The organism is Arthrobacter sp. Y3221159 (assembly GCF_059089885.1).
Genome location: NZ_JBNHFC010000011.1, coordinates 1 through 23182, shown reverse-complemented (window position 1 = coordinate 23182; position 23182 = coordinate 1). Strand labels below are relative to the sequence as shown.

At 66.7% G+C, this 23182-nt stretch carries 27 protein-coding genes; 13 read left to right on the top strand and 14 right to left on the bottom strand.

Annotation, left to right across the window (positions count from 1 at the left end; translation table 11 throughout):
- Positions 1 to 99 precede the first annotated feature (99 nt).
- The 3 genes from AC5RT3_RS12610 to AC5RT3_RS12600 all read left to right on the top strand — a co-directional run bounded on the left by AC5RT3_RS12610 (position 100) and on the right by AC5RT3_RS12600 (position 2137).
- Entirely contained in the window at positions 100 to 918 is an 819-nt protein-coding gene (locus AC5RT3_RS12610) for an HAD family hydrolase (RefSeq protein ID WP_494124329.1), read from the top strand.
- 111 nt (positions 919 to 1029) lie between these two features.
- The gene (locus tag AC5RT3_RS12605) at positions 1030 to 1278 is read left to right on the top strand and encodes a hypothetical protein (protein WP_494011238.1); all 249 of its coding nucleotides are present in this window, start codon (positions 1030 to 1032) and stop codon (positions 1276 to 1278) included.
- 46 nt (positions 1279 to 1324) lie between these two features.
- Positions 1325 to 2137: a glycerophosphodiester phosphodiesterase family protein gene (locus AC5RT3_RS12600; protein ID WP_494124328.1), complete on the top strand. Its 813-nt coding sequence runs from the start codon at positions 1325 to 1327 to the stop codon at positions 2135 to 2137.
- Between the two features lie 18 nt (positions 2138 to 2155).
- Here AC5RT3_RS12600 and AC5RT3_RS12595 read toward each other — a convergent pair whose 3' ends face one another.
- Entirely contained in the window at positions 2156 to 2611 is a 456-nt protein-coding gene (locus AC5RT3_RS12595) for a hypothetical protein (RefSeq protein WP_494053742.1), read from the bottom strand.
- 136 nt (positions 2612 to 2747) lie between these two features.
- On the opposite strand from AC5RT3_RS12595, the gene AC5RT3_RS12590 reads away from it, so the two are divergent.
- Entirely contained in the window at positions 2748 to 2969 is a 222-nt protein-coding gene (locus AC5RT3_RS12590; RefSeq protein ID WP_494011235.1) for a DUF6480 family protein, read from the top strand.
- Between the two features lie 66 nt (positions 2970 to 3035).
- Here AC5RT3_RS12590 and AC5RT3_RS12585 read toward each other — a convergent pair whose 3' ends face one another.
- The 3 genes from AC5RT3_RS12585 to AC5RT3_RS12575 all read right to left on the bottom strand — a co-directional run bounded on the left by AC5RT3_RS12585 (position 3036) and on the right by AC5RT3_RS12575 (position 7542).
- Positions 3036 to 4100: an EAL domain-containing protein gene (locus AC5RT3_RS12585; RefSeq protein WP_494053741.1), complete on the bottom strand. Its 1065-nt coding sequence runs from the start codon at positions 4098 to 4100 to the stop codon at positions 3036 to 3038.
- Positions 4101 to 4314: 214 nt separating this feature from the next.
- Complete coding sequence (locus AC5RT3_RS12580) at positions 4315 to 5850, bottom strand: putative bifunctional diguanylate cyclase/phosphodiesterase (protein WP_494053740.1); 1536 nt, start codon at positions 5848 to 5850, stop codon at positions 4315 to 4317.
- Positions 5851 to 5871: 21 nt separating this feature from the next.
- Positions 5872 to 7542 carry a sensor histidine kinase gene (locus tag AC5RT3_RS12575; protein ID WP_494104411.1) on the bottom strand — a complete coding sequence of 557 codons (1671 nt, stop codon included), beginning with the start codon at positions 7540 to 7542 and terminating at the stop codon, positions 5872 to 5874.
- An 82-nt stretch (positions 7543 to 7624) separates the two neighbouring features.
- Between AC5RT3_RS12575 and AC5RT3_RS12570 the strand changes: the two genes are divergently transcribed.
- From AC5RT3_RS12570 to AC5RT3_RS12545, 6 genes are all read left to right on the top strand, one after another.
- Entirely contained in the window at positions 7625 to 8011 is a 387-nt protein-coding gene (locus AC5RT3_RS12570; protein ID WP_494011231.1) for a SpoIIAA family protein, read from the top strand.
- A gap of 170 nt (positions 8012 to 8181) precedes the next feature.
- On the top strand, positions 8182 to 8940 hold the full coding sequence (locus AC5RT3_RS12565; protein ID WP_494124382.1) for a class I SAM-dependent methyltransferase: 759 nt from the start codon (positions 8182 to 8184) through the stop codon (positions 8938 to 8940).
- Positions 8941 to 9075: 135 nt separating this feature from the next.
- Positions 9076 to 9525 (top strand): hypothetical protein, encoded by a 450-nt coding sequence (locus AC5RT3_RS12560; RefSeq protein ID WP_494124327.1) that lies wholly within the window; start codon positions 9076 to 9078, stop codon positions 9523 to 9525.
- Between the two features lie 91 nt (positions 9526 to 9616).
- Positions 9617 to 10033, top strand: coding sequence for a hypothetical protein (locus tag AC5RT3_RS12555; protein WP_494053737.1), 417 nt, complete (start codon positions 9617 to 9619; stop codon positions 10031 to 10033).
- Positions 10034 to 10074: 41 nt separating this feature from the next.
- Positions 10075 to 10884 carry an SDR family oxidoreductase gene (locus AC5RT3_RS12550; protein ID WP_494124326.1) on the top strand — a complete coding sequence of 270 codons (810 nt, stop codon included), beginning with the start codon at positions 10075 to 10077 and terminating at the stop codon, positions 10882 to 10884.
- 64 nt (positions 10885 to 10948) lie between these two features.
- Positions 10949 to 12073 (top strand): glycerate kinase, encoded by a 1125-nt coding sequence (locus AC5RT3_RS12545; protein WP_494124325.1) that lies wholly within the window; start codon positions 10949 to 10951, stop codon positions 12071 to 12073.
- Positions 12074 to 12107: 34 nt separating this feature from the next.
- Here AC5RT3_RS12545 and AC5RT3_RS12540 read toward each other — a convergent pair whose 3' ends face one another.
- Genes AC5RT3_RS12540 through AC5RT3_RS12525 form a run of 4 tightly spaced genes read right to left on the bottom strand, consistent with a single transcriptional unit; the run spans position 12108 to position 14085 of the window.
- Entirely contained in the window at positions 12108 to 12851 is a 744-nt protein-coding gene (locus tag AC5RT3_RS12540; protein WP_494053734.1) for an MBL fold metallo-hydrolase, read from the bottom strand.
- A 38-nt stretch (positions 12852 to 12889) separates the two neighbouring features.
- Positions 12890 to 13234: a LuxR family transcriptional regulator gene (locus AC5RT3_RS12535; protein ID WP_494053733.1), complete on the bottom strand. Its 345-nt coding sequence runs from the start codon at positions 13232 to 13234 to the stop codon at positions 12890 to 12892.
- A gap of 25 nt (positions 13235 to 13259) precedes the next feature.
- Positions 13260 to 13565, bottom strand: a complete 306-nt coding sequence (locus AC5RT3_RS12530) for a DUF6766 family protein (protein WP_494053732.1) — start codon at positions 13563 to 13565, stop codon at positions 13260 to 13262.
- Complete coding sequence (locus tag AC5RT3_RS12525; RefSeq protein WP_494053731.1) at positions 13549 to 14085, bottom strand: DUF6328 family protein; 537 nt, start codon at positions 14083 to 14085, stop codon at positions 13549 to 13551. The genes AC5RT3_RS12530 and AC5RT3_RS12525 overlap by 17 nt, the downstream gene beginning before the upstream one ends.
- A gap of 219 nt (positions 14086 to 14304) precedes the next feature.
- Between AC5RT3_RS12525 and AC5RT3_RS12520 the strand changes: the two genes are divergently transcribed.
- From AC5RT3_RS12520 to AC5RT3_RS12510, 3 genes are all read left to right on the top strand, one after another.
- A complete protein-coding gene (locus tag AC5RT3_RS12520) occupies positions 14305 to 15204 on the top strand; it encodes an SDR family oxidoreductase (protein WP_494124324.1) in 900 nt (299 codons plus the stop codon).
- A 59-nt stretch (positions 15205 to 15263) separates the two neighbouring features.
- A complete protein-coding gene (locus AC5RT3_RS12515) occupies positions 15264 to 15626 on the top strand; it encodes a hypothetical protein (RefSeq protein WP_494053730.1) in 363 nt (120 codons plus the stop codon).
- A 189-nt stretch (positions 15627 to 15815) separates the two neighbouring features.
- On the top strand, positions 15816 to 16685 hold the full coding sequence (locus AC5RT3_RS12510; RefSeq protein ID WP_494011220.1) for a glycosyltransferase family 2 protein: 870 nt from the start codon (positions 15816 to 15818) through the stop codon (positions 16683 to 16685).
- A gap of 123 nt (positions 16686 to 16808) precedes the next feature.
- Here AC5RT3_RS12510 and AC5RT3_RS12505 read toward each other — a convergent pair whose 3' ends face one another.
- From AC5RT3_RS12505 to AC5RT3_RS12480, 6 genes are all read right to left on the bottom strand, one after another.
- Entirely contained in the window at positions 16809 to 18761 is a 1953-nt protein-coding gene (locus AC5RT3_RS12505) for a BCCT family transporter (RefSeq protein ID WP_494053729.1), read from the bottom strand.
- Positions 18762 to 19104: 343 nt separating this feature from the next.
- Positions 19105 to 19980 carry a formate dehydrogenase accessory sulfurtransferase FdhD gene (fdhD, locus tag AC5RT3_RS12500; RefSeq protein ID WP_494053728.1) on the bottom strand — a complete coding sequence of 292 codons (876 nt, stop codon included), beginning with the start codon at positions 19978 to 19980 and terminating at the stop codon, positions 19105 to 19107.
- A complete protein-coding gene (locus AC5RT3_RS12495) occupies positions 19977 to 21302 on the bottom strand; it encodes a molybdopterin molybdotransferase MoeA (protein ID WP_494124323.1) in 1326 nt (441 codons plus the stop codon). Before AC5RT3_RS12495 ends, fdhD begins: the two co-directional genes overlap by 4 nt.
- A 193-nt stretch (positions 21303 to 21495) precedes the next feature.
- The gene (locus AC5RT3_RS12490) at positions 21496 to 22371 is read right to left on the bottom strand and encodes a bifunctional 5,10-methylenetetrahydrofolate dehydrogenase/5,10-methenyltetrahydrofolate cyclohydrolase (protein ID WP_494053726.1); all 876 of its coding nucleotides are present in this window, start codon (positions 22369 to 22371) and stop codon (positions 21496 to 21498) included.
- Entirely contained in the window at positions 22368 to 23024 is a 657-nt protein-coding gene (locus AC5RT3_RS12485; RefSeq protein ID WP_494124322.1) for a cyclodeaminase/cyclohydrolase family protein, read from the bottom strand. Before AC5RT3_RS12485 ends, AC5RT3_RS12490 begins: the two co-directional genes overlap by 4 nt.
- Positions 23025 to 23027: 3 nt before the next feature.
- A partial coding sequence (locus AC5RT3_RS12480; protein ID WP_494124381.1) for a glycine cleavage T C-terminal barrel domain-containing protein occupies positions 23028 to 23182 on the bottom strand: 155 nt, incomplete at its 5' end.

The window sequence follows — 23182 nt, the reverse complement described above, 5'->3', positions numbered from 1 at the left end:
AAATATGTTCGATTAGTTCAGTGTAGCGCCGCGGGCTGACAAGCGGACCTCCCGGCTGCCGGAATCATCCCGCTGGCCGCCGCCACGTAGACTTGCAGGATGCGGTTGGTGGCAAGCGATATTGACGGAACGATCCTCGGGCACGACGGAAAAATCAGCGACCGCACCGTCCGCGCCTTCCACGCCTGCCGGGACGCCGGCGTCGAACTCGTCTTCGTGACCGGACGGCCGCCCCGCTGGCTGCATCCGCTCCAGGACCAGCTGGGCCATACCGGGACGGTCATCTGCTCCAACGGGGCGGTGGTCTGGGACCTCGAAACGGACAAGCTGGTTTCGGCCCGCACGCTTAGCATCGCCGCGGTGCTGGAAATCCGCCGCATCATCAAGGACCTCCGCCCGGCTGCACTGTTCGCCGCGGAAACGCTCACCGGCTTCCACCTCGAGCCCGGGTTCATCGAAAACGAGTCAAGCGAACTCCTGTCGCAGTTCCCCCCGGCGCCGCTGCGGGAAACCCTGGTTGACGATGACAGCGTGGTGAAGTTCCTCGCCATCGTCCGGGACGGCACTCCGGACGAGTTCCTCGCCGAGGTGCGCCCCGCCGTCGAACACCTCGCCGCCGCCACCCACTCCTCGCCGGGCGTGCCCATGCTGGAACTGTCCCTGCCCGGCGTGAACAAGGCCGTCACCCTGGCCGAGTACGCACGGGCGCTGGGCATTGACGCCTCCGACGTGGTGGCCTTCGGTGACATGCCCAACGACATCGAGATGCTCCGCTGGGCGGGCCACGGCTATGCCATGGCCAGCGGCCACCCAGAGGCGATCGCCGCGGCAGGGCAGCGGGCACCGCATTTTGATGACGACGGCGTGGCCCAGGTTTTGGAGGTGCGGCTTGCTTCGCTGGGTGCGCCGCGTTCGTGATTTCCGCGCCCGCCGCTGTTTTCTCAGCTGGCGCTCACCTCGCGTTCACCTTTGCTCCGTAGCGTGAACCCCGGAGAGCAGGCTCCTCTCCTGCAGGCTGAAGGGGTAGGGATGGCACGGAATACCAAGCGGGACATCGCCGATGCACCATTGCGCAGGGCAACGCCTGCGCCGCACTGGAAGAAGCTGCGGCAGGGCGACCGCGTCCGGGTCCTGCTGACCCCCGGGTTCGAAGCCGGAGGCGTGGTGGACGCGGTCACGCCGGACAACACCGTGGTGTGGATCAATCTCGACGGCGGCCGCGGCCGCACGCTGCTGCACTGCGGCGACGGCGTCGAAATCCTGCCGCACGAAGACTGACCCGGGTGTCCGCCAGCGGCCCGGCCTGCTCCGGTACGCTCACTTTGTGACCCTGCCGTTCTTCACCAACCCGGATGCCGCCGGCAACCAGCTGCCCATCGCCATGGCCCACCGTGGCTTCTCCCTTGAAGGGCTGGAGAACACAAGGGCCGCCTTCCGGGCAGCCGTCGACCTCGGCTACCGCTACCTGGAAACGGATGTCCACACCACGTCCGACGGCGTGCTGCTCCTCTTCCACGATGACACGCTGGACCGGGTGACGGACGGCCGGGGCAGGGTTTCGGAGTTGACGGCCGGCGAAGTTGCCAAGGTGCGCATCGGTGGCCGGGAGCCCGTCCCGACGTTTGACGGACTGGTCCCGGAACTGCCGGGCATCCGGTTCAACCTGGACGTCAAGGACTGGGGCTCAGTCACCAGCACCGCGGCCGCCATTGAGCGCCACCGGGTGCATGACCGGGTGCTGGTCACCAGCTTTTCGGACCGGCGGCGGCGGGCGGTGCTGAAGCGGCTCAGCCGCCCGGTTGCGGCCTCGGCCGGGGTTGCGTCGATCGCCCTATTCACTTTCCTGGGCCCGGTGCTGCCGGGGCCTGCGTTCCGGTGGTTGATGCGCCGGGTCCTGTCCGGCGTCCACGCACTGCAGGTTCCGGCGCGCCGCGGCCGCATTGAAGTTGTCACCCCCGGATTTGTCCGCCGGGCGCACGGCCTTGGCCTGGCGGTACACGTCTGGACCATCAACGAACCCGCGGAGATGCGCCGCCTGCTGGACCTGGGTGTGGACGGCCTGGTCACCGACCGCGCCGACCTGCTCAGGAAGGTGCTTACGGAAAGAGGCGGGTGGCCGCCGGGGCCACCCGCCTGATCCCATGTTCGGCCGGTGCTAGCCCCGGCCCGTGCTGGTGGACGGGTCCTGGTCGCCTTCCGTCGGGTCGGCGCGCAGCTCATCCGGGTTGCTGTCCGGCAGTCCGCCCGCAACGCCGCTGGGGCCGCCGCTTCCTGCCGCCCCCGCTCCAGCCGGGGCGGCTGCACTGCCTGTCAGCCCGTCGTCGCCCGTTCCACGGCCGGCTTCAGCCCGGTCATTGTTCGTTTCGTCAATATCCCCGCCAAAGGGGTTCTCGGAGACCGGCCCGGGCGCCGGCCCGGTCTTCAAGCCCGGTGCCTTCTCCTTTTCAGCCTCCATGGCGTTGGACCCCTCGCTGATGGAGGAGTGGACCTCCACGTCGTCATTGGGGTCCGTGGGGTCGGGAACGTTCATCTTTTCCGTGGGCTTTGATGTACCCGCCAGGTCCTCCATGGCGTTCTCCGCTGCCTTGCCGATGCTGTCGCCGATTCCCATCTCTGTTCCTCCTGACATCGTGTGTGCCGGACGCCCCAGCGGCCGCCCAGCCCTACCCCTCCAGAATTATCAGCATGCTTACAATTAGTCCAGAGCTGGGGCGAAGAACCACGGCCGGGAAGGAAGGACACGCACCATGAGCAGCTACCATCCGGAAAATGATCCGGCCAATCCTGACCAGCCGGGCAAGGGCAACCATGGCACCGAGGCAGCCCGAGGCAGGGATTCGGCGGGCTCAGCGAACCCGGATCCCGCCGAAGGCAATGTCACGGGCCTGGAGCCGGGCGGGGGAGTACCGCCCGGTGAGACGCCCCCGGCCGAGGACCAGATGAGCGGCGACCAGGGCCACGACGAATAGGGCGCACAACAAAAACAGTGGACCGGCGGCACTCATGCCGGCCGGTCCACTGTCCGAAGATTCACCTCAGGAGGCGTCTTTTCCCTGGGGATTGGGCGTGGCCTGTTCGGGCCCCACAAGCTGCCGGTTCAGGCCGTCCGCGTCCAGCCGGGTGTTCCAGGAAACCCAGTCTTTCGGCCGGACCGACGGGCGTCCCAGCAGGTAGCCTTGGCCGGCGTCGATCCCCAGTTCTGTCAGGACCTTCAATTCCCCCACCGTTTCGATGCCCTCCGCTACGAGGGTGGTGCCGATCTGCTGGCCGAAATCCACCAGGCAGGCGGTCAGGGCGCGCTGCAGGCCGTCATTGTCCACGTCCCCGATCACATCGCGCCCCACCTTGAGGAAATCAGGGCGCAGGTGCACCATGCGGCTCAGGGCGCCGGCGCCGGAGTGGGTGTCGTCGACAGCGATCCGCAGGCCTTGGTCACGCAGCGGGTTGATGGCGGCGATGAACTGCGCATACTCCTCATCCGGAATGGTCTCTGTGAGCTCGAGGACAATCCGGTTGACGGGAAGGTCAATGTGCTCGAACAGTTCCGGCAGCCGCGGGTCCAGGCAGGACGTGGGGGAGATGTTCAGGGACACGAACAGGTGCGGCGGAAGGTCCCTGGCGGCCGCTGCGGCCGAGCCGAGCGCCGAGAACTCCAGGTTGGCGCCCAGGCCCACAGCGGCGGCCTCCGCGAACCACAGTTCGGCCGCGGCGCCGTCGTCACTGACGAAGCGCGACAGCGCCTCCACGCCCACCACGTTTTTATCGCTGAGCCCATAGATCGGCTGGAAGGCCGTCATCAGCATCTGGTTCTCAAGCAGCGCGCTGATCCGCGACATGCTGCGGATGGCATCGATCTGCTCGGCGAGTTTGGGCGGGATGGCGGCGGGAGTGAGGCGCATCTCCCGTGCGGTTTCCAGCGTTTCCACGGTATTGGCATCGCTGCGCCGCGTTTCAAGAAGGTATTCCAGCAGGGCCCGCTCGGGCACTCCCGGATTCTCGTCGAGGCTGTTGCTAAGGCGCTGCCGGACGGCCGCGCCGGACGGATCTGTCTCCGCCAGTACCGCGGCAATAATTCCCCATGCCTGTACACGAACCGACATTAGCTACGCCCCCAGTTGACGAAGTAATGACCCAGTGGCCCAATTTATTTTCAATTTCTAAACGCCTTTAATTCCGGTGCTTCTGTGAATCCCCAGCTCAAGCGGCAAGGAAAACCAGACACCGCAGGATGATCGTATATCGGCAGCACCAAAAAACGCAGTGGTTTGCGGGAGTTTTAGGACTAATTCGGGTACGTTGCGGTAACTTCCGGTGCTAGGGATTGGCGCCTTCGGGCTGGTCGGCCAGGAGCAGCGGGATCTGGTCGGGCGGCACCGGCCTGCTGAAGTAGTAGCCCTGTGCGCTCAGGCAGCCCAGCGCCCGCAGGATTTCGGCCTGCTCCGCGGTTTCGACGCCCTCCCATACAGCCTCCAGCCCGCACGCGCGGACCAGCTGCAGGACGGCTGCCACCAGCGCGGGCTGGCTCGGATCCGTGCCCAGGCCTGTGATCAGTGAACGGTCAACCTTCACACGGTCCACCGGGAGCCGGCGCAGGTAGCTGATGGAGGAGTAACCGGTGCCGAAGTCATCGATTTCGATTCCCACCCCCAGGCCGCGCAGCCCGCCCAGCGAATAACGGTCCAGTTCGTTGCCCTTGACGATTGCCACCTCCGTCAGTTCCAGAACAACCTGCTGGGGCCGCACCCCGGTTTCCTTCAGCACATTCCGGACGTCCTCGATGAACTGCAGGCTCTGCAGGTCTGTAGCGGAAATGTTGATGCGGATGGAGAACCGGTTATCCACCAGGGAAGCTGCAACCCACGACCGGAGCTGGTGCACTGCCGTCCGGAGCACCCAAAGGCCAAGCTCGGAGATCAGCCCGGCTTCCTCGGCCAGCGGTACGAACTCATCCGGCATGATGAACCCGCGGGTGGGATGGTTCCAGCGGACCAGCGCCTCCACTCCCTCCACCCGCCCCGTGGCGAGCTCCACCACAGGCTGGTAGTGCAGCGTCAGTCCGTCGCTCTTGATTGCGGCGCGCAGGTCCTCCACAAGCTGGCTGCGGAGCCTGCGCATCAGCAGCAGGGCAGGCTCAAAGTGGTGCAGCCGGTTCTGCCCCTCCGCCTTGGAGGCATACATGGCGACGTCGGCCTCCATCAGCATGTCCTCGGGGGTCTGTCCCTCGCCGCCCGCGCTCAGGCCGATGCTGGCGCCGCAGCGCACGCTCCTGCCGGGCAGTTGGATGGGCTCCTTGAGGGCCGCGAGGATCCGGTGGCCCACCACCGTGGCCTGGTCCGGGGTGGCGGAGGGCATCACGATGGCGAACTCGTCCCCGCCCAGCCGCGCCACGACGTCGTCGGCGCGCACCGCGCCCCGGAGCCGTTCCCCAACGGTGATGAGGACCTGGTCGCCCGCCGTGTGGCCCATGCTGTCATTGATGGATTTGAAAGCGTCGAGGTCCATGAGGAGGAGCACCGGGCCCTCCCCGGGAGGTGTCCCCGACTCCAGTGCCGCCTCCAGCGCGTGGATCAGGGCAGAACGGTTGGCCAGGCCGGTGAGCGGGTCCTGCATGGCCATCTTCTGCATCTCAAGGTGTGCCTCGTGCAGGAGCTGTGTCCTCACCTGGACCCGCTGCTCAAGCTCTTCGTAGATGATCTGCAGGTCTTCAGCCAGCAGGTTGGTGCCAGTAATGATGGCGTCCAGCTCGTCCCGGGCGGGCGACACCTCGATCCGGGAGCTGAGGTCTCCCGATGCAAGCCGGACAATGCCTTCCAGCAGCTGGGAGAGCCGGGGATCGTTTTCGGCGAACATCAGGTTCCCTCCTTCCCCCGCTCAGTTGGCCCGGGACCGGTCGGCATCCAGGGGGAGGCTGACGGTGACGGTGGTACCGGCGCCCAAAGTGGACGCCACGTCTATTTTCCCCCCATGCCGGGCCACGATGTCCTTGGTGATGGCCAGCCCCAGGCCTGTCCCCGGGATCGCCCCGGACATGGCGTTGGACGCACGGTAGAACCGGGTGAACACGTGGTCGATTTCGTCGCTGGAGATGCCGATGCCGGTATCCGCCACGCTGACCGTTGCCCAGCGGGTTCCGTCCTCGGCGGCGTGCGACTCGCTGCCCACCTCGATCCGTCCGCCGCTGGGGGTGAACTTGATGGCGTTGGACACCAGGTTGGTGAAAACCTGCTGCAGCTGCACCTCGTCGGCCAGGATCTCCGGGTCCTCCGGCACCGGGTCCACCTCGATGGTCACGTTCTGCAGCTTGGCCAGCGGCCGCAGTGCCGCCGCCACCAGGTCAAGGGTCTGCCCCAGGCGCACGGGGGTGAAATGCATCAGGCTGTCATCCAGGCCATTGCGGGAAACGCTCAGCATGTCCTCGATCAGTGACCGGAGCCGCTCCGTGTTCCGCACCACGATGTCAAGCATCTGGTGGACCTCGGGGGAAACGGGTTGCTCGGTGCTTTCCTGGATCATGTCCAGGTACGCCATGATCGATGTCAGCGGCGTGCGCAGCTCATGGTTCACGGTAGCCAGGAAGTCCGTCTTGGCCTTGTCCAGCTGCTGGAGCTGCTTGACCACTTGCTGCTGGCTGCTGATCAGGTGGCTCTGGATCAGCCCGTAGGCAGCGTTGCCTGCCACATGCTGGATCAGGCCAAGCTCCGCCCGGGACCACTGGCGCGGCCGGTCACGCATGACAATCCAGATGATCCCGAGCGAGGAACTTCCTTCGCCGATGGGCACCGCGAGGGTGGAGAGCGTGCTGTAGATGCCCGACGCCGTTCCCCCACCTTCGCCTGTCCGCCGCCCGTCGCCAGTTGGTTCGTCCGTTTCGGGTCCGTACGAGGACATGGTTTCCGCGCCGGCCCACAGGAGGTCCGCCGTCCGGTGCGCCTCTTCGCCGTCCGGCAGGGCACCGTCAGGCAGCGGCTGCAGCCCAGGAGCGTCCCAGGCGGCGGTGATGCGTGGAACCCGCTCGTCCTCGAAAGTGGCCAGCAGGACATGGTCGGCTTTGAAAGTCCGGCCGAAGCCTGCCACCACGTGGTTCGCGATCTCCTGGGGATCGTTGGTGGCGCGGACAGCCGCGGATACCAGCCGGAGCTGTTCGCGCAGTGCCTCGGCCCGCTGCCTGGACGCGCTCCGCCTGGCTACCAGGTCGATCAGGGCCGAAGTCCGGTGGACCAGCTCCCGCGGGGCGGGCGGCTTGGTAATGCAGTCGTGGATACCGGAGGGGCGGGCGGAGGTTTCGGCGGGATTGTCCAGGTCCACCATCAGCAGGACGGGAGCTTCGGCGTCAATGGCAGGAAGCAGCGACGCGTCGGCGACGATGACCGTCGGTTTGCTGTCCTCCAAAAGTGCTGCCAGCCCCGGTGCGTCCGCCGCTGAAGCCACGCAAAAGCCCGCCTCCTGCAGTGCGGAAGCGTTCCGCGCGAGCCGAACAGCGTCGGGGTCTGCCACCACGGCGGTGCGTGGCACGCGCAAGTCACCCGGCGTATCAGCCGCCACAATGACCCCTTCCCTCCCAGTTGAGTACATTGTAGGGGGATGCGGGACTCGTGGCTCCAGAAAAACCATGTGGAGGGACAAAGTGACGGACCAGCCGGAAGGATCCACCAAGGGAGACCTGAGCCTGGATGAGGACGGGATCCTTCAATTGCGGTGGCCGCGCGGCGCCTCAATCAGCGAGGCCGACGCCGAGAACGCCATGAGCAGGGTCAATGACCTGTGCGGCGAGAGCAGGCGGCCCATGCTGGTGGACATGGCGACGACGGAACGGGTAAGCCGGGGCGCTCGTGCAGTGTTCGGCCGGCCGTGCCAGGCCTCCCGCATTGCGCTGCTGGGTTCCTCACCCGTTGACAAGGTGATGGCCAACTTCGTCCTGGGAGTCAGCAAGCTTCCGTGCCCCACCCGGTTCTTCACCTCCAGGCAGGACGCCATGGCATGGCTGAGGCTCGACGGCGGCCAGTCAGCCTGACGCCCGCTCATGGCTGGCGGGCGGCGAAAGGGAGGCTCCGGCGTCGTAAAATCGGTCCTGCCCGCCCGGCAAAAACGTGCGATTTGTGCTGTGGGACATATATTTGACCGGTGTCCTCCCGAGCGAAGTCCTCACCCGTCAAGTCGGTACTGTCTGCCCTGCGGAAGTACATGCTGATTCCCAAGCTTGTCCGGCTTTCCCGCTCGGCCCCCAAGGACCGGCCGCTTGCGTGGGACCGGTACTGGGCAGGCATCAGGGCAACTGGTGCAGGTGGTGAGGTCCTGTGGGATGCCGGCACGGACGACGAATTCCTCGGTTACAAGGATGTCCTCCTCCGCCACCTGGACCCGGCGCTCCCTGTGGTGGACGTTGGGTGCGGGCACGGCAGCTTCACCCGTGCGCTGGCGGGTATCTTCCCTGAGGCCGTCGGCGTGGACGTTTCCGAACACGCTGTCCGGCGGGCAGCGGCCGATTCCCAGGAGATCGGGAACGTCCGGTTCGAGACGCGGGACATGACCGCGCCGGGAGCCGAAAAGGGCTTCGAGGGCGGCGCGAACGTCTTTATCCGTGGCGTCCTCCACGTCCTTGACCCCGGGGACCAGGCGGCCCTGGTCGAAAATCTCCGCCTCATCACCGGAAACCGGGGCACCCTGTTCCTGGCTGAGACCAACTTCCAAGGCAAGGCGGTGGATTACGTGTCCCACCTGGGCGCCACCATGCAGGGCATTCCCGCACCGCTTGAACGTGCCATTAGGGGCCTGCCAATACCCGGACACTTCGGCCCTGAGGAGAGGCAGCAGGTACTGCCCGCCGCATCCTGGGAGCTGCTGGAGGACGGCGAGGTAGCCATCGAGACCAATCCTGCAACCGGTGTAGACGGGCGAAGCCGGGTACCCGGGTACTACGCGGTGCTGCGGCCGCGGGATTAGCCCCGGAAAAGCCGGTCCTTCCACGGTTGTGGAAAGCCGCTGAAACCACTCCATCCCCTTGACACGGGGCCGGATCGGGAGGCTACATAATAAGTAGACTTACTAGTTCCAGCCTCTGGGGAAAGGAAGGCCACTATGGCGGAGGACAAAGGCAACAAAACCCGGGACGCGGACACCGACCGGGACGAGCAGGATCTGGGTGCCGGGCCGGACGGCGGGAAAATCCGCCAGGGACCGGAATCGTCCAAGTCGCTCAAGTACTCCCAGGAGGTCACCTCGCCGGAGGATGAGCCGGAACGCGAGGGCCGCAGCCTGGCCACCACGCACCATGAGGTCATCCGGCAGTGGGCGGAGGAGCGCAGCGGCGTGCCGGCCACCGTTGAGGGCACCGAACACGGCGACCACCTGGGCGTGCTGCGGATCGACTTCGGCGGGGACAATGACAAGCTCCGCCACATCAGCTGGGACGAATGGTTTGAGACCTTCGACTCCCGGCGCCTCAATTTCATCTATCAGGAACAGCGTAGCGACGGGCAACAATCCACCTTCTTCCGGCTGGAAAACCCCAACCGGGAAGACGCCTAAGCCGCACCGGCGCCCCTAATCGTTTCAGCAGCACCGAGCACATCCGGCGCCGCTTCGGCGACCGCGGACGCAAGACCACCAGGAACCAATAATGCGAGAACTCATACCGTCAGGCTCCCTCCGGGGCATGCTGCTGCCACCCACTTACGGAAGCCACGTCACGGAATCCACCGAATTCACCGTCCTGTCCGTCGAGATCTGGGCCACCGGGCTGGTGGTCAATATCCAGATGGCGTCCGAGGGGGGCCCGCAGCCGAACATCATCCTGCAGGACCACTTTGGCACCGAGTACAGGTTCAGGAACTCGGCGATCCTAGGATCGCGGAACCTGCAGGTCTTCACCCCCTCCGTGCCGCCGGGCACCCGGAGCCTGACAGTGAGGTCCGCAGACGACGCCGACCGCCCTGTGGTCACTTTCGCCGTTCCGCTCATGGCCGTCAAGGACGAGCCGGACGAAGCAGCCGCCAGGCGCTACCCTCCCGAGCCGGAACTGCGCCGCCCGGCGTAACCCCACTTTCCGGCACCCGACCCACCGAAAGGCTTGCCACGATGCAGGACACCAGCAACTTCGCGCCCGCTACCGCCATCGTTACCGGATCGGACTCCGGAATCGGCAAGGCCACCGCGGTGGCCCTTGCCAGGGCGGGCATGGACGTGGGAGTCACCTGGCACTCGGACAAGGCCGGGGCGGAGGAGACGGCTGAAGAAATCCGGGCCGCGGGCCGCAAGGCTGTCATCCGCCAGCTGGACACCACCGAACTCCGGTCCGCTGGGGCCGTGATCGACGAGCTCGCGGATGAGCTGGGCGGCGTGGACGTCTTCGTCAACAACTCCGGCACCGGTGAAAGCACCAAGTTTCTGGACATGGACCTGGACCGCTGGATGCAGACCCTGGACACCAACCTCAACGGCGCTTTCGTTTGCCTGCAGGCCGCCGCCCGCCGCATGGTCCGGGCCGGCAGGGGCGGGCGGCTGATTGCCGTCTCCAGCGTGCACGAATTCCAGCCCCGCGTGGGCTCCTCCGCCTATGATGCGTCCAAGCACGGGCTGGGCGGGCTCATGAAAACTCTTGCCCTGGAACTGGCCCAGCACGGAATCACCGCCAACACGGTGGCGCCCGGTGAGATCGCCACACCCATGACGGGGCAGGAGGACGAGGATCCGACGGCGAAGGACCGCCCGGGCGTGCCCCTGGGCCGGCCCGGCGATGCGCGGGAGATTGCAGCCGTGATTGCGTTCCTGGCCTCGCCTGCCTCCAGCTATGTGAACGGGGCGGCGTGGGCTGTGGACGGCGGCATGCTCCAGATGGGGCCGCAGGCCGGTTCGCACATCACCAGCCACGAGTGGCGCGAGGGATAGGTACTGCTGTTCGTGTTACGTCCGGGCAAGCGCTTTCCCTCGCGTTGCTGGCATGATGGAGCCCATGCGCATCCTTATTGCTCCGGATAAGTTCAAGGGCTCCTTGACGGCTGCCGAGGCCGCCGCGGCCATAGCGGAAGGGGCCTTGCGGGTTTACCCCGACGCAGTGGCCACCCAGTTCCCGATTGCGGACGGCGGCGAGGGCACCCTGGAGGCGGCAGTTGCTGCCGGCTACGAGGAACGCCTCAATGCCGTGGTGGGGCCCATCCTCGCCCCGGTTGGCGCCGCCTGGGCCATCCGGAAGTCCGGCGACGGCACGGTTACCGCCGTCATCGAAACCGCGCAGGCCTCCGGTTTGGCGGACATGGAGCCCACTCCGGACAATGCCCTCCGCGCGCACAGCTACGGGTGCGGCCAGCTCATCGCTGCCGCCCTGGATGCGGGCGCCACCGAGATTGTGCTCGGGCTGGGCGGCTCCGCGATGACCGACGGCGGCAGCGGCGCCCTGCGGGCCCTCGGCCTCAAGCCGCTGGACTCCGCTGGCAACGTTGTGCCGCTGGGTGGCGGCTCCCTCGCCGACGTCGTTGCGCTGGATACCAGCGCGCTGGACCCGCGCCTTGCAGCCACCACTTTCCGCATCGCCGTGGACGTCCGAAACCCCCTCTTCGGCCCCGAGGGGGCCGCCCATGTCTTCTCACCGCAGAAAGGCGCGGACCAGGACGGCATCGAACTGCTCGACGCCGGGCTCCGCAACTGGGCCTCGGTGCTGCGGGAGGCAACCGGCCGGGACGTTAATGTTCCGGGCGCGGGCGCCGCGGGCGGGTTCCCGGCGTCGTTCCTTGCCTTCACCGGTGCCGCGCTGGAGGGTGGCTTCGCGCTGGTGGCCGGACTCACCGGGCTGGCCGACCAGCTGTCCGGCGCCGACCTGGTGATCACCGGCGAAGGGTCCATGGATTCGCAGTCCCTCACGGGCAAGGCTCCCATCGCGCTCGCCAACGCGGCTCGGGAGAAGGGCATTCCTGTGATCGTCGTGGCGGGCCGGATCCTGGTGACCCTCGAGGACCTTGCCGGGCATGGCGTGGTGGCCGCGGCGCAGTTGCTGGATGTGGCCTCCAGCCCGGCAGACGCCGTCGCCAATGCCGGAAAATACCTGACCTGGGCAACAAGCCAGGTGCTCGAAGGAGCCTAAGTTCCGCAGTTGCCCGGCCGGGGCTTGGGCTGCTTCAGTGCGCCCCCACCCGCAGCGCGTGGTCAACGGCCGCCCCGGCACCCCCGGTCCAGGGCTCCCCGTGGCCCGGGAGCACAGTGTCGACGCCGGTAGCCGCCACTGCATGCAGCGATGAGAGTGCCTGCGTGGTGTCCTTGGTGGCCGCCGAGGCAACAATCTGCGGCCCCCGGTTGCCGGTGTAAGGGTCCAGGGTCACCAGGGCATCGCCGCTGAAGACGGCATTCCGGCCGGGCAGGGACAGAATGCAGTGCCCGTCCGTGTGACCAGGAGTGTGGACCGCCATGGGCCGGCCCGGGACATCCAGCGCTTCGCCGGCGTGCAGCGGACGCGTGCTGGAGACACCCTTGACCTTCAGGGCCCCGGCTGCCGCCATGCTTCCCAGGAGCGGCAGGGACCGGGGATGGGCAAAGGGGTAGAGGAACCTGTTGCGCTGGGGCTTGTACCGGTAGGGGTGGGCCGCCAGGTGCGAGTCGCCGGGATGGACCAGCACCGGGACGTCCCACTCCTGCTGCGCCCGAACCGCGAACCCCACATGGTCAAAGTGGCCATGCGTCAGCACCAGGGCCTTGATGTCCTCCGGGCGCCGGCTCCGGTCCTCAAGCAGCTGCAGCAGCATGGGCCACATGGCCGGAAGGCCGGCGTCCAGCAGGGTCAGTCCGTCGTCATCCTCGATGACGTAGCAGTTGACGTGGGCCTGCGTGATGAGGTGGATCCCGTCCGCCACGTTGGGCCTGATCATGGAGCTCCCCCCAAACAAACGCGCCTGGATCGCGCCCATCAGCCGACGATGGTGGTGTTGCGGCGGCGGCGCCAGATCAGGATCAGGACCAGGACCACCACAGCAATGGCGCCAATCACCCACGGCGCCCAGTCCAGCCGGGTGGCCTCATTCTGTGCGGACTCGCCGGTTCCGGGGTTGGCCGGGCCGCTGGAGGCGGTGTCACCGGGGGACGGCGTGGGAGTGTTGCCGGCCGGCGCCAACACCCCTCCAGAGAATTCCGTGCCTGCTTGGATGACGCTCTCCTGGCTGGCGGGCGCTGCTGCCGGGGACGCGCCGGCCGGCAGGGCCGGGACAACCAGGAGCAGCAGGGCAAGGAGGATGGTTTTCGCAATGGTTCGCATGGATTCCTCTCGTTATCGAGCCGGCTCAGGCGCCGGTCTCGTAGTGTGGTTCAGCAACGGGTTTGGACTCGGGGGAACCCTTCTCCCGAAGGTAGACGGACGCACCCACCAGGACGGCGAGGGCCAGGAACTCGCTCTGCCAGTTCTGGAAGGACTCGAACCAGAAGCGGCTGGTCCCGATGTATTGCAGGAACGTGACCGTGGCCTGGCCATGGCCTTGCTGTTCCTCGTTGTACGTTGCGGCTCCGGACAGGATCATCCCGCCAAAGAAGATGAGGAACAGTGCCAGGTTTGCGAGCAGCAGCCCGTGCTCTTTAGCCCATTTCGCCATCGCGGCTTCTTTCGGTAGCGGTTTTGCCGTTCGCCGCGGCGCGCCTGTTCAGGTGCAGGGGGACATAGACCAGCAGGACCAGCAGTACGCCCAGCAGCGCGCCTCCTGCGGTGAAGCCGGCGGACCGGTTCAGCGTTACGTCGAAGACCAGCGCCGCCGTCCCGGTGCTCAGGAGGGCAACGCCGCCCAAGGCGATTTTGGTGATGGTGTCCGCGCTTGAGACGAGGGTTTCCTTGAGCCGCTTGCGGAAGAGGCGCCGGTGGACGCTGACAGGGAGGAGGATGAATGCCGTGGTCAGGGCTGCAATCACCACGTTGACCAGGTACAGGTTCACCTGGAAATCGTCCAGGTCCTCAAACCGCTCCTGGAAGGGGAGTGTGAGCAGGAAACCTGCCAGGATCTGGACGCCGGTCTGCAGCACGCGGAGTTCCTGCAGGAGTTCCGCCCAGTTTCGGTCCAGTTGTTCCTCGCGGGTCTCGTTCCGCCCCGTTCTGCCGGTGTAATCCTCCACCTCTGACATTGCCTCTCCTTCCTGCGACAGCCAGGCCTTGGTCCCTCTCTACTCCCCAGATACCCAGAAACAAGGCAAGCATTGCGTCCGGACCATCATTTGATAAGTTTACTGATTATTCGTACCAATCGGTGGACTTGTTCCTCCGGCCGGGATAGCTTCGAATGGCCGGTGCCCCGGCAGGGCCATTCGAGACCGGCACAGCGGAACCGAAACAGGGAGCGCACTATGAGCGGCAGCGACAAGCAGACAGACCAGCCAAAGGACCCCCGGGGCGGCTACCACACGGGCCCGTTCCCGGAACAGGAACAAAAGCAGCCCGGCCTCACGGCGCCCATGGACCCCAAGCCAGACCACGGCGAGCTCAGCTATGAGGGGCATGGAAAGCTGGAGGGAAAGGCCGCACTCATCACCGGCGGCGATTCCGGGATCGGCAAGGCAGCGGCCATCGCGTTCGCCCGCGAGGGGGCCGATGTCGCTATCTCCTACCTGCCCGAGGAGGAGGACGATGCCCAGGACACAGCCGACTGGATCCGGAAGGCGGGCCGGCGCGCCCTCCTGTTTGCCGGTGACGGGCGGGAGGAAGAGTTCAGCACCCGGATCGTGGAGGAAACGGCGTCCGAGTTCGGACGCCTGGACATTGTGGTGCTGAACGCGGCTTACCAGAAGAACCGCGAAAGCCTTGACACCCTGCCCACGGAGGAATTCGACCGGGTCTTCAAGACCAACCTCTACTCCCTGCTGTGGAGTGCCCGGGCGGCCGTGCCCCACCTGAAAGCCGGCGCCTCCATTATCACCACCGCATCGATCCAGGCATTCAACCCCTCACCCGGCCTGATCGACTACGCCATGACCAAGGCGGCACAGGTGGCGTTCACGAAGGCCCTGGCGCAGGAACTTGGCCCCAAGGGCATCCGGGTCAACGCGGTGGCCCCCGGCCCCATCTGGACGCCGCTGATTCCCGCCACCGAATGGCCTGACAAGCTTCCCAAGTTCGGCCAGGACACGCCCCTGGAACGTGCGGGCCAGCCCGCCGAGTTGGCGGCTGCCTACGTGCTGCTGGCCTCCGAGGACGGATCCTACATTTCAGGAGCCGTACTTCCGGTGACCGGCGGCAAGGGACTCTGAGCAGACCCCGGGAGCCAGGCCCCAAACCCTTTCAAACCGCAACCCCAACAGGAGGAACCATGACGGAAAACCAGCAGGCCCGGCCCGAGTCGGATCCTGGCGGATACGGAACCCCGACCGCCGAGCAGGAAATGGGCGGAAGCCAGGGCGCAGGCGGCGCACCCGCCGGCAGCCAGGCAGCAGGCGGCGCCGAAACCAACGAGCCGCAGGGCGGGGCCGGAACGGAGCCTGTTCCGCACGACATGGACCTGCCCTCCAGCGCCGCGGAGATCGACGAGTCCAACGATGATTCACAGGGCTCTGCGCCGGTCTCTTCCGAGTCCGGCCAGGAAGCGGCCGGCATCCCAGACGGCAGCGGCAACGACCTTCCGCAGGAGAAATCTCCCAAGGACGATGGCGGCGAGAGCTTCGACGCCGGCTGATCCGCTGTGAACGCGGCCTGCGCGAAGACAGCCGCACAGGCAAAGGCCCCCGTCCCCGTTCCTCGAGGCTTCGAGATGCGGGGACGGGGGCCTTGCCGTGCCGCCGGCATACATGCCCGCGGTCTGGGTAAGAACATTCGGAACCCATTCACCAGTTGCCGGCACTGTCCACCGGCACTAGGAGGAACTGTGAGCAGGAGATCGTCAGAACAGTGGGCACGTCCGGCAGGCCTGCCCGGCCAGGTACCCGTCGACGTACTGGTGCCAACCTGCAACCGCCCGGCTGAGCTCGCTGTCACCCTCGCCGGGCTCGCCGGACAGGCTGACCCCGCGTTCGCCGTCGTCATCAGCGACCAGTCCACCGGGGACCCGGGATGGGAGCATCCCGCCGCTGCCGCCATGGTCCGGGTCCTGGAGGCGCAGGGGAGGCCGGTCACGCTGCTCCGCCACCTGCCGCGGCGCGGGCTGGCCGAACACCGCCAGTTCCTGCTGGAGCAGTCCAAGGCGGACCAGTGCCTCTTCCTTGACGACGACGTCTGGCTGGAACCGGGTGCCCTGGAGCGGCTGAGCGCGGCGCTGGATGAGCTCGCGTGCGGCTTCGTGGGAATGGCGCCCCAAGGGCTGTCCTACCTGAATGACAGGCGCCCTGACCAAACCGCCAATTTCGAAGCCTGGGAGGGGCAGGTAAGTGCGGAGCGCATCCGCCCCGGCGCCCCCGGCTTCGAGCGTTGGCCGCTCCACAGCGCAGCCAACCTTAGCCACCTGAGTGCCGAGCTGTCCCTGCAGCCCGGCCAGTGGGTGCCGTACCGGGTGGCGTGGCTGGGTGGCTGTGTGCTCTACCGGCGGGAAGCACTGAACGACGCCGGCGGGTTCACGTTCTGGACGGACCTGCCGGTTGACCACGCGGGGGAGGACGTCCTGGCCCAGTGGCAGGTCATGGAGCGGTTCGGCGGGGCCGGCATTTTGCCGTCGGGGGCAGTCCACCTGGAGTCACCCACGACGGTGACGGACCGGCGCGTGGAGGCCTACGACGTGGTGCTGAACCGGGAATCGGCGTAGATCAGCAGGGCGAACCAGGCCACGGTCAGGACGCAGTAAGAGTCGCCGTCCAGCAAAAGTCCAGCAATAAAGAGTTAAAAGAATCCGGCCCCGGTGGTGTCCACCGGGGCCGGATTCGATCGGCTATTTCTTCTCGTTGTCCACCACGGAGCTGCCGCCCGGGCAGGCTTCAGGGTCGGGGCATGATTCGGCGCAATCGTGTTTGGTCACGAGCTCGAACTGGGCGCCGCCGTGCTGCTCCACACCGGTGCGGATGGCCCGCTCCACCACTGACGTCGCCAGTCGGCGGTGCAGGGCGAGGGGATCCCGGCGCAGGTCCTTGGCCAGGGCGAAGCACAGCAGCAGCATAACGATGATGAACGGCAGGGCCGCCACAATGGTGATCCGCTGCAGGCCGGACAAGGCCTCAGCGGGCTCGTCACCGCCCGCCAGCAGCATGACCGCAGCCACCGCACCGGTCAGCGTTCCCCAGAAAACGATCACGCCGCGGTTGGGCTCGGTCGAGCCATTGGAACTGAGCGAACCCATGACGAGGGAGGCGGAGTCCCCACTCGTGACGAAGAAGATCGTGATCAGCAGCATGGCCAGCGCGATGACGGCCGTGATGGCCCAGACCGGCAGGGGCAGGTGCTTGATCAGTTCGAACAAGCTGCCGTTGAAATCGACGGCGAGTGCGCCGTCGACGAGCTTCGCAACGCCACCGTCCGGGTTGCCGGACGCGGCTGCTACTTGCTGGAGGTTGATGGCCGTCCCACCAAAGATGCCGAACCAGGCGATGCTGACGACACTCGGGACCAGGATCACGCCGGTGACGAACTGGCGGATGGTGCGGCCGCGGCTGATCCGGGCGACGAACAGGCCCACGAAGGGCGTCCAGGAGATCCACCATGCCCAGTAGAAGATGGTCCAGCCGGACATCCAGGTGCGCAGGGCTTCGTCGCCGACGGCCTCGGTACGGGACGACATCTCGGCCAGGTCGCGGACGTAGTCGCCGACGGCGGACGGGATGAGGTTAAGGATGAACAGCGTGGGGCCAGCGACGAACACGATGAGTGCCAGGGTGACGGCCAGGACCATATTGATGTTGGAGAGCCACTGGATGCCGCGGCTGACGCCGGATACGGCGGAGGCCACGAAGCAGAAGGTCAGGATGGCCACGATCACCACAAGGATGGGGGTGCCGATCTCGCCGGCCCAGCCGTTGGACGTGAGGCCGCTGCCGATCTGCAGCGCGCCCAGGCCCAGGGACGCGGCGGTGCCGAAGAGGGTGGCGAAGATGGCCAGGATGTTGATGAACTTGCCGATGGGGCCCTCGACGGCGCGCACGCCGAAGATCGAGGTGAAGGCCGCAGAGATGAGTTGGCGGCGGCCAAGACGGTAGGTGCCGTAGGCGAGAGCGATGCCGACCACGGCGTACATGGACCAGGGATGCAGGGTCCAGTGGAAGATGGAAGTCGCCATGGCTGTCTGGATTGCTTCGGGGGTCTGGCCGTCCACGCTGCCTGGCGGGGGCGAGATGTAGTGGTAAAGCGGTTCCGCCACACCGTAGAACATCAGGCCGATGCCCGTGCCGGCAGCGAACATCATGGAGATCCAGGAAATCGTGCGGAACTCCGGCTTCTCGCCGTCCTTGCCCAGGGGGATGTTGCCGAACTTGCCCAGCGCCAGCCACAGGACGAAGACCACGAACAGCGAAGCCAGGAGCATGAAGAGCCAGCCCGTGTACTCCATGACCCAGTTCAGGGCGGCCGTGGACGTAGTGGACAGGCTGTCCCGACCCGTGAAACCCCAGATCACGAAGGCGACTGCGGCGGCGCCTGTGATCCCGAAGGTGACCTTGTCCAGGACGAGCTTGCGGTTGCGGCGCTGGGAGACAGCTTGCTCGGTTTTGCTCTGGCGCAGTTCCTCGAGGATTTGCTCGTACTCCTCGTTCTCCTGCGGGAGGGTAGTTTCGGCCTCGGCGGGGTCTGTGGGGGACGCCGTGGCGGAGTCCGGAAGGGCGGGATCGGTCAGCGGGTCTGTGCCTGCTGCCGGTTTCTTGGGTTGGGGAGATTTTGTTTCACTGTTGATGGCCATGAGCGGGTCCTTTGCTCGGCGAGTCATGGGCTTGCGATTTGGCGTGGAGTATCAAGCCGGAGAGTCCCGTGGGAAGGCTTGGGGGGCAGGCCTTGTGCATGATGCACCTCTTAGGTTGAGAAACGTGGTCGCATTCGGGCCGGTGGCCCTTTGGGGAGGTGTTCCGCATGAGTCAACAGAACTCGCGCTAAGCAACAGAGTGAATCACGCCACATTTAAAGTCAAGGTATTTCATCGCATGACGAGGGTTTCTTGACAGCTGCCGTGGCGTGGGTCACACTGTTGCTTATCGCGAGCCGCGTTGCGCATGCAGATACGAGGCACCCCAGTACAGCAGGCTGCGCTAGGCAATGCTTTCCTGCCGCACCGCCGTCGCTGGCCGTCCCACCCGTTCCCGGCCGGCGTAGACGTTGAAGCTGTGGCCCCTGCTGAAGCCCACAAGCGTCACGCCCGTTTCGGCAGCCAAATCTGCCGCCAGGCTGGAGGGTGCACTGACCGCGGACAGGACCGGAATCCCCGCCAGCGCGGCCTTTTGGACGAGCTCGAAGGATGCGCGCCCGGAGACCTGCAGCACGGTGCCGCTGAGCGGCAGCTGCCCCCGCCGGAGGGCCCAGCCCACCACCTTGTCCACGGCGTTGTGGCGGCCAACATCCTCGCGGAGGCAGAGCAGCTCCGCGTCCGGGCCGTCAACCCTGAACAGGCCGGCGGCATGGACGCCGCCGGTCTTGTCGAATACGGCCTGCGCTTTCCGCAGCCTGTCCGGCAGGCCCGCCAGGACGTCGACAGGGACCTGCAGGCCGTCCTGTTCCGGGTGGAAATGGATAGCCTTGCGGACCGCGTCGATTGATTCCGTGCCGCAGATGCCGCACGAGCTTGAGGTGTATACGTGCCGCATAGTGTCCGGCATTGGTACGTCCGGCGCCAGCTGGGCATCCACCACGTTGAAGGTCTGGGTTTCCCCGTTCCTTCCTGCGCAGAACCGCAGTGAGACCAGGTCCGCCTGGCGCCGGATGACGCCTTCCGAGACGAGGAAGCCCGCCACCAGGTCGAAATCGTCTCCCGGGGTGCGCATGGTGACGGCGAAGGAGCGGCCGTTGAGGCGGATCTCAAGCGGTTCCTCGGCGGCCAGGACATCTTCCTTGTGCCGCACCGGGTACTCGGTGTCTGACCCATCCAGATGGAAGCGGTGGATTTTGCGGCGCCGGGTCATGCGGGTCATGGTGTGCTCCATCCTTGGGGGTTCGTGCCGGTAAGCAAGGCCGGGGCCGGGGTCCAGGGAAGCGGAAGTACCGGGACGGGCTGCCCCGCGTCCACGCCGTCCGGCGGCACCACCATGACTCCGTCCGCCCAGGCGAGCCCCCGCATCATGCCCGGGCCCGTGTGCTGGACAGGAAACGCCAGCCCCGACAGGAACCTGCAGGGGACCAGGCGGGTCCGGCCCGGGTCCGGTGCCATATCGCTGCCGGACAGCACGTCCGTCGCGGCGGGCAGCGGGCGGCCCGCCAGTGCGGCGAGCAGCGGCGCCCCCACGGTCAGGAGCGCCATCATGGCCGCCAGGGGATTACCCGGCAGCCCGACCACAAACCGCCCGTCCGGGAGTTCGGCCAGGACGGCAGGGTGGCCGGGGCGCATGGCGATGCCGTCGAGCAGGATGCGGCCGCCCAGGCAGCCAATGGCGGCGCGGAAATGGTCTGTACCGGACCGTCCGGTCCCGCCTGTGGTGATGATGACATCGGCCTGCCCGCCGTCATGCGCACTGGCGGCGTCGAGGGCGGACAGCCACTCGTCAAAGGAATCGCCGATCCTTACGGGACTCCCGGCAATGCCGCCCAGCTGCGAAAGGACTGTGCCCAGCTGCGGGCCGAAGGTATCCCTGACCTCTCCCGCCACGGGGACTCCCCGCGTCACCACTTCGGAACCGGTGAGCACGACGGCCACCGAAGGCAGGGCGCGGACCTGGACTTCATCGTGCCCCGACACAGCGGCCAGGGCGATGCGTGCCGGGTTAAGGACGGTGCCGGCGGGCAGCAGCACATCGCCGGCCAGGGCCTCCTCGCCTGCAGGACGGATGTGTTGTCCGCGGCGCGGTTCGTCCGGCCGGGCGCCGGGCCGGACGGTGAGGGTCGGGCTGCCGTTGGGCCCTTGTACCACCTCGCCGCTCTCCTTGCGCAGGATGGCCTGGGCACCGGCAGGGACCAGTCCGCCGGTGGCAATGACCCTGGCATGGTTGGGTGCCAAGCGTCCGTGTGCTGCCAGGCCCGGGTACGCCGGCGGCTGCTCCGGATTGGGAAGCAGCCAGGGGCCTGTACCGTTGACGGCCCAGCCATCCATGGCCGAGGACGCGTAATGCGGCAGGTCCTGCAACGCCGTGACGTCGCGGTGCAGGACCCGTCCGTCAGCGTCCGCCAACGGAACCCAAACGGGCGGAAGCGGCCGGGCACACTCGTACGCCAGCTGCCGGGCCTCGGCCCAGGAGGGGGCCGCATGGCAGGGCTGTGCGTGGGCGGCCGGCGGACCGGCCTCAGTTTCAGAGGTGAGCATCGTTGCTCCTTCCCTTTCGGATGGATGCCGGAACCGGCCGGGGTACGGCAATGGCCCCGTTATCCGAAAACGGTGCTTCGATGAGGAATACCTCCCCAGGTTTTAGGCCCACCGAAGCACCAGTTACGGATAACGGGACCATCAGGCCCGTGTTGATTGGGTTTATCTGCCCATCGTTCCTTCCGCGGCTGCCCTAGCCCGCAGCTTCAAGGACGAGGGCCGGCGACTGTTGCCGCGCCGCCTCCACCGTGTGGAGGAGCAGCAGCGCCGTGGTGACCGAACCCACCCCGCCCGGGACGGGGGTGAGGGCGGCAGCTACGCCGCTGACACTTGCCGCATCAACGTCGCCCACCAGGGAACCGTCGGGAAGGACGTTCGTGCCGACGTCGACAACTACGGTCCCGGGGGAGATGTGGCTGCCGGTCAGCAGGCCAGTCCGCCCTGCCGCGACCACCACCACGTCCGCCTCCTTGGTGTACTTCCCAAGCGGTCCGGACCTGGAGTGGCAGACCGTGATGGCGGCGTCACGTGCAAGCAGGAGGAGGGAAAGCGGCTTCCCCACCACGGCAGAGCGGCCTACAATCACGACGTTCCGGCCTGCCACCGGGATTGCGTAGTGGTCAAGGATTTCGACGACGGACCGCGCGGTGGCGGGTGCGAAGGCCGGCTGGCCCACCGCCAGGCGCCCCAGGCTGAGCGGGTTCGCGCCGTCGATATCCTTTTCGGGCGCGATGAGTCCCACGAGGGAATCCGTGCGCACGCCGTCCGGCAGCGGCGTCTGCAGGATGATGCCGTTCACCGACGGTTCAGCGCTCAGGTCCCGCAGGACACTGGCCAGGACCTGTTCGGTGGCGTCGTGCCCGAGGTCGATGATCCGGCAGCCAATTCCAGCACGTTCGGCTGCCCGCTCAATCGAACGGACGTACCACTTGGTCGACTCGTCGTCGGTGGCCATGACCACGGCCAGGACGGGACGGACGCCGTCGTGCTCCAGGGACTTGATGTCCTGCTGGACCCGTTGCCCGATGATCCCGGCAAGCTCCTTGCCGGACAGGGTGGCAGTAGTCAATGGAGGATCCTTTCACGTACGCGGGCTACGAGGGAGTCGGCGGCGAGCACCACTTTGTCCTCGAGGCCGTCCGTTTCCTGAGCGAGCTGTGCACGCGCACCGGGGTCCTTGACGGCCACCACATTGATGTCGATATTGACCCGTGCGGTGGTTGCCGCCGCACGGGCGGCATCGGCGGCGGCGGCAACATCGCTGATCACGTTGGGATTGGCCACGTCGAACAGCTCGGTTGCGAGCTCCACCACGGACCCAACAACACCGATAAGGTTTGCCGGTGTCCTGGCTGCCTGGACGAGGGCTTCCTGGATGGTGGCGGCACGGGCCGCCTTGAGCTCCGCTGTTTCCGAGGGGAGCTTGTAGGCATCGATGACTCCCTGGAAGGCAGCTTCATCTGCATCCGCCAGGCCCAGTGCTTCGAGCACCAGGCCTTCGGCGGCCTCCGTGACGCGCTGCACCAGGGCCGCGTGCTGCTCATACTTCGCGCCGGTGGAGTAGCGGGCCACCATTGCCACAAGGGCCGCACCCTGGGCGGCGTGCAGCGCGGCTGCCGCACCGCCGCCCGGGGTGGGCTGGCGTGAAGCCAGCCGCGTGAGGTAGCTGCTGATGGTCTCCGAGCCGATGGTTGCGGTCCCGGCCGTTTCCGTTCCGGTCATGGCTTAGCCCCGGAGCCTGGTCATGGTGGGGTCGTAGAGGGGGTCTTGGGTGATGGTGGCGGGGATGCGGCGGCCGAAGTATTCGATTTCGACGGAGTCTCCGATGGAGACTTCGTTGGGGAGGTAGGCGTAGGCGATGGGTTTTTGGACGGTGTAGC

Excerpts from the sequence above, each read along its gene's own strand:
- AC5RT3_RS12610 (WP_494124329.1), top strand. The coding sequence starts at position 100 with ATGCGGTTGGTGGCAAGCGATATTGACGGAACGATCCTCGGGCACGAC.
- AC5RT3_RS12605 (WP_494011238.1), top strand. The coding sequence starts at position 1,030 with ATGGCACGGAATACCAAGCGGGACATCGCCGATGCACCATTGCGCAGG.
- AC5RT3_RS12595 (WP_494053742.1), bottom strand. The coding sequence starts at position 2,611 with ATGGGAATCGGCGACAGCATCGGCAAGGCAGCGGAGAACGCCATGGAG.
- AC5RT3_RS12590 (WP_494011235.1), top strand. The coding sequence starts at position 2,748 with ATGAGCAGCTACCATCCGGAAAATGATCCGGCCAATCCTGACCAGCCG.
- AC5RT3_RS12585 (WP_494053741.1), bottom strand. The coding sequence starts at position 4,100 with ATGTCGGTTCGTGTACAGGCATGGGGAATTATTGCCGCGGTACTGGCG.
- AC5RT3_RS12580 (WP_494053740.1), bottom strand. The coding sequence starts at position 5,850 with ATGTTCGCCGAAAACGATCCCCGGCTCTCCCAGCTGCTGGAAGGCATT.
- AC5RT3_RS12565 (WP_494124382.1), top strand. The coding sequence starts at position 8,182 with ATGCTGATTCCCAAGCTTGTCCGGCTTTCCCGCTCGGCCCCCAAGGAC.
- AC5RT3_RS12560 (WP_494124327.1), top strand. The coding sequence starts at position 9,076 with ATGGCGGAGGACAAAGGCAACAAAACCCGGGACGCGGACACCGACCGG.
- AC5RT3_RS12555 (WP_494053737.1), top strand. The coding sequence starts at position 9,617 with ATGCGAGAACTCATACCGTCAGGCTCCCTCCGGGGCATGCTGCTGCCA.
- AC5RT3_RS12550 (WP_494124326.1), top strand. The coding sequence starts at position 10,075 with ATGCAGGACACCAGCAACTTCGCGCCCGCTACCGCCATCGTTACCGGA.
- AC5RT3_RS12545 (WP_494124325.1), top strand. The coding sequence starts at position 10,949 with ATGCGCATCCTTATTGCTCCGGATAAGTTCAAGGGCTCCTTGACGGCT.
- AC5RT3_RS12540 (WP_494053734.1), bottom strand. The coding sequence starts at position 12,851 with ATGATCAGGCCCAACGTGGCGGACGGGATCCACCTCATCACGCAGGCC.
- AC5RT3_RS12535 (WP_494053733.1), bottom strand. The coding sequence starts at position 13,234 with ATGCGAACCATTGCGAAAACCATCCTCCTTGCCCTGCTGCTCCTGGTT.
- AC5RT3_RS12530 (WP_494053732.1), bottom strand. The coding sequence starts at position 13,565 with ATGGCGAAATGGGCTAAAGAGCACGGGCTGCTGCTCGCAAACCTGGCA.
- AC5RT3_RS12525 (WP_494053731.1), bottom strand. The coding sequence starts at position 14,085 with ATGTCAGAGGTGGAGGATTACACCGGCAGAACGGGGCGGAACGAGACC.
- AC5RT3_RS12520 (WP_494124324.1), top strand. The coding sequence starts at position 14,305 with ATGAGCGGCAGCGACAAGCAGACAGACCAGCCAAAGGACCCCCGGGGC.
- AC5RT3_RS12515 (WP_494053730.1), top strand. The coding sequence starts at position 15,264 with ATGACGGAAAACCAGCAGGCCCGGCCCGAGTCGGATCCTGGCGGATAC.
- AC5RT3_RS12505 (WP_494053729.1), bottom strand. The coding sequence starts at position 18,761 with ATGGCCATCAACAGTGAAACAAAATCTCCCCAACCCAAGAAACCGGCA.
- fdhD (WP_494053728.1), bottom strand. The coding sequence starts at position 19,980 with ATGACCCGCATGACCCGGCGCCGCAAAATCCACCGCTTCCATCTGGAT.
- AC5RT3_RS12495 (WP_494124323.1), bottom strand. The coding sequence starts at position 21,302 with ATGCTCACCTCTGAAACTGAGGCCGGTCCGCCGGCCGCCCACGCACAG.
- AC5RT3_RS12485 (WP_494124322.1), bottom strand. The coding sequence starts at position 23,024 with ATGACCGGAACGGAAACGGCCGGGACCGCAACCATCGGCTCGGAGACC.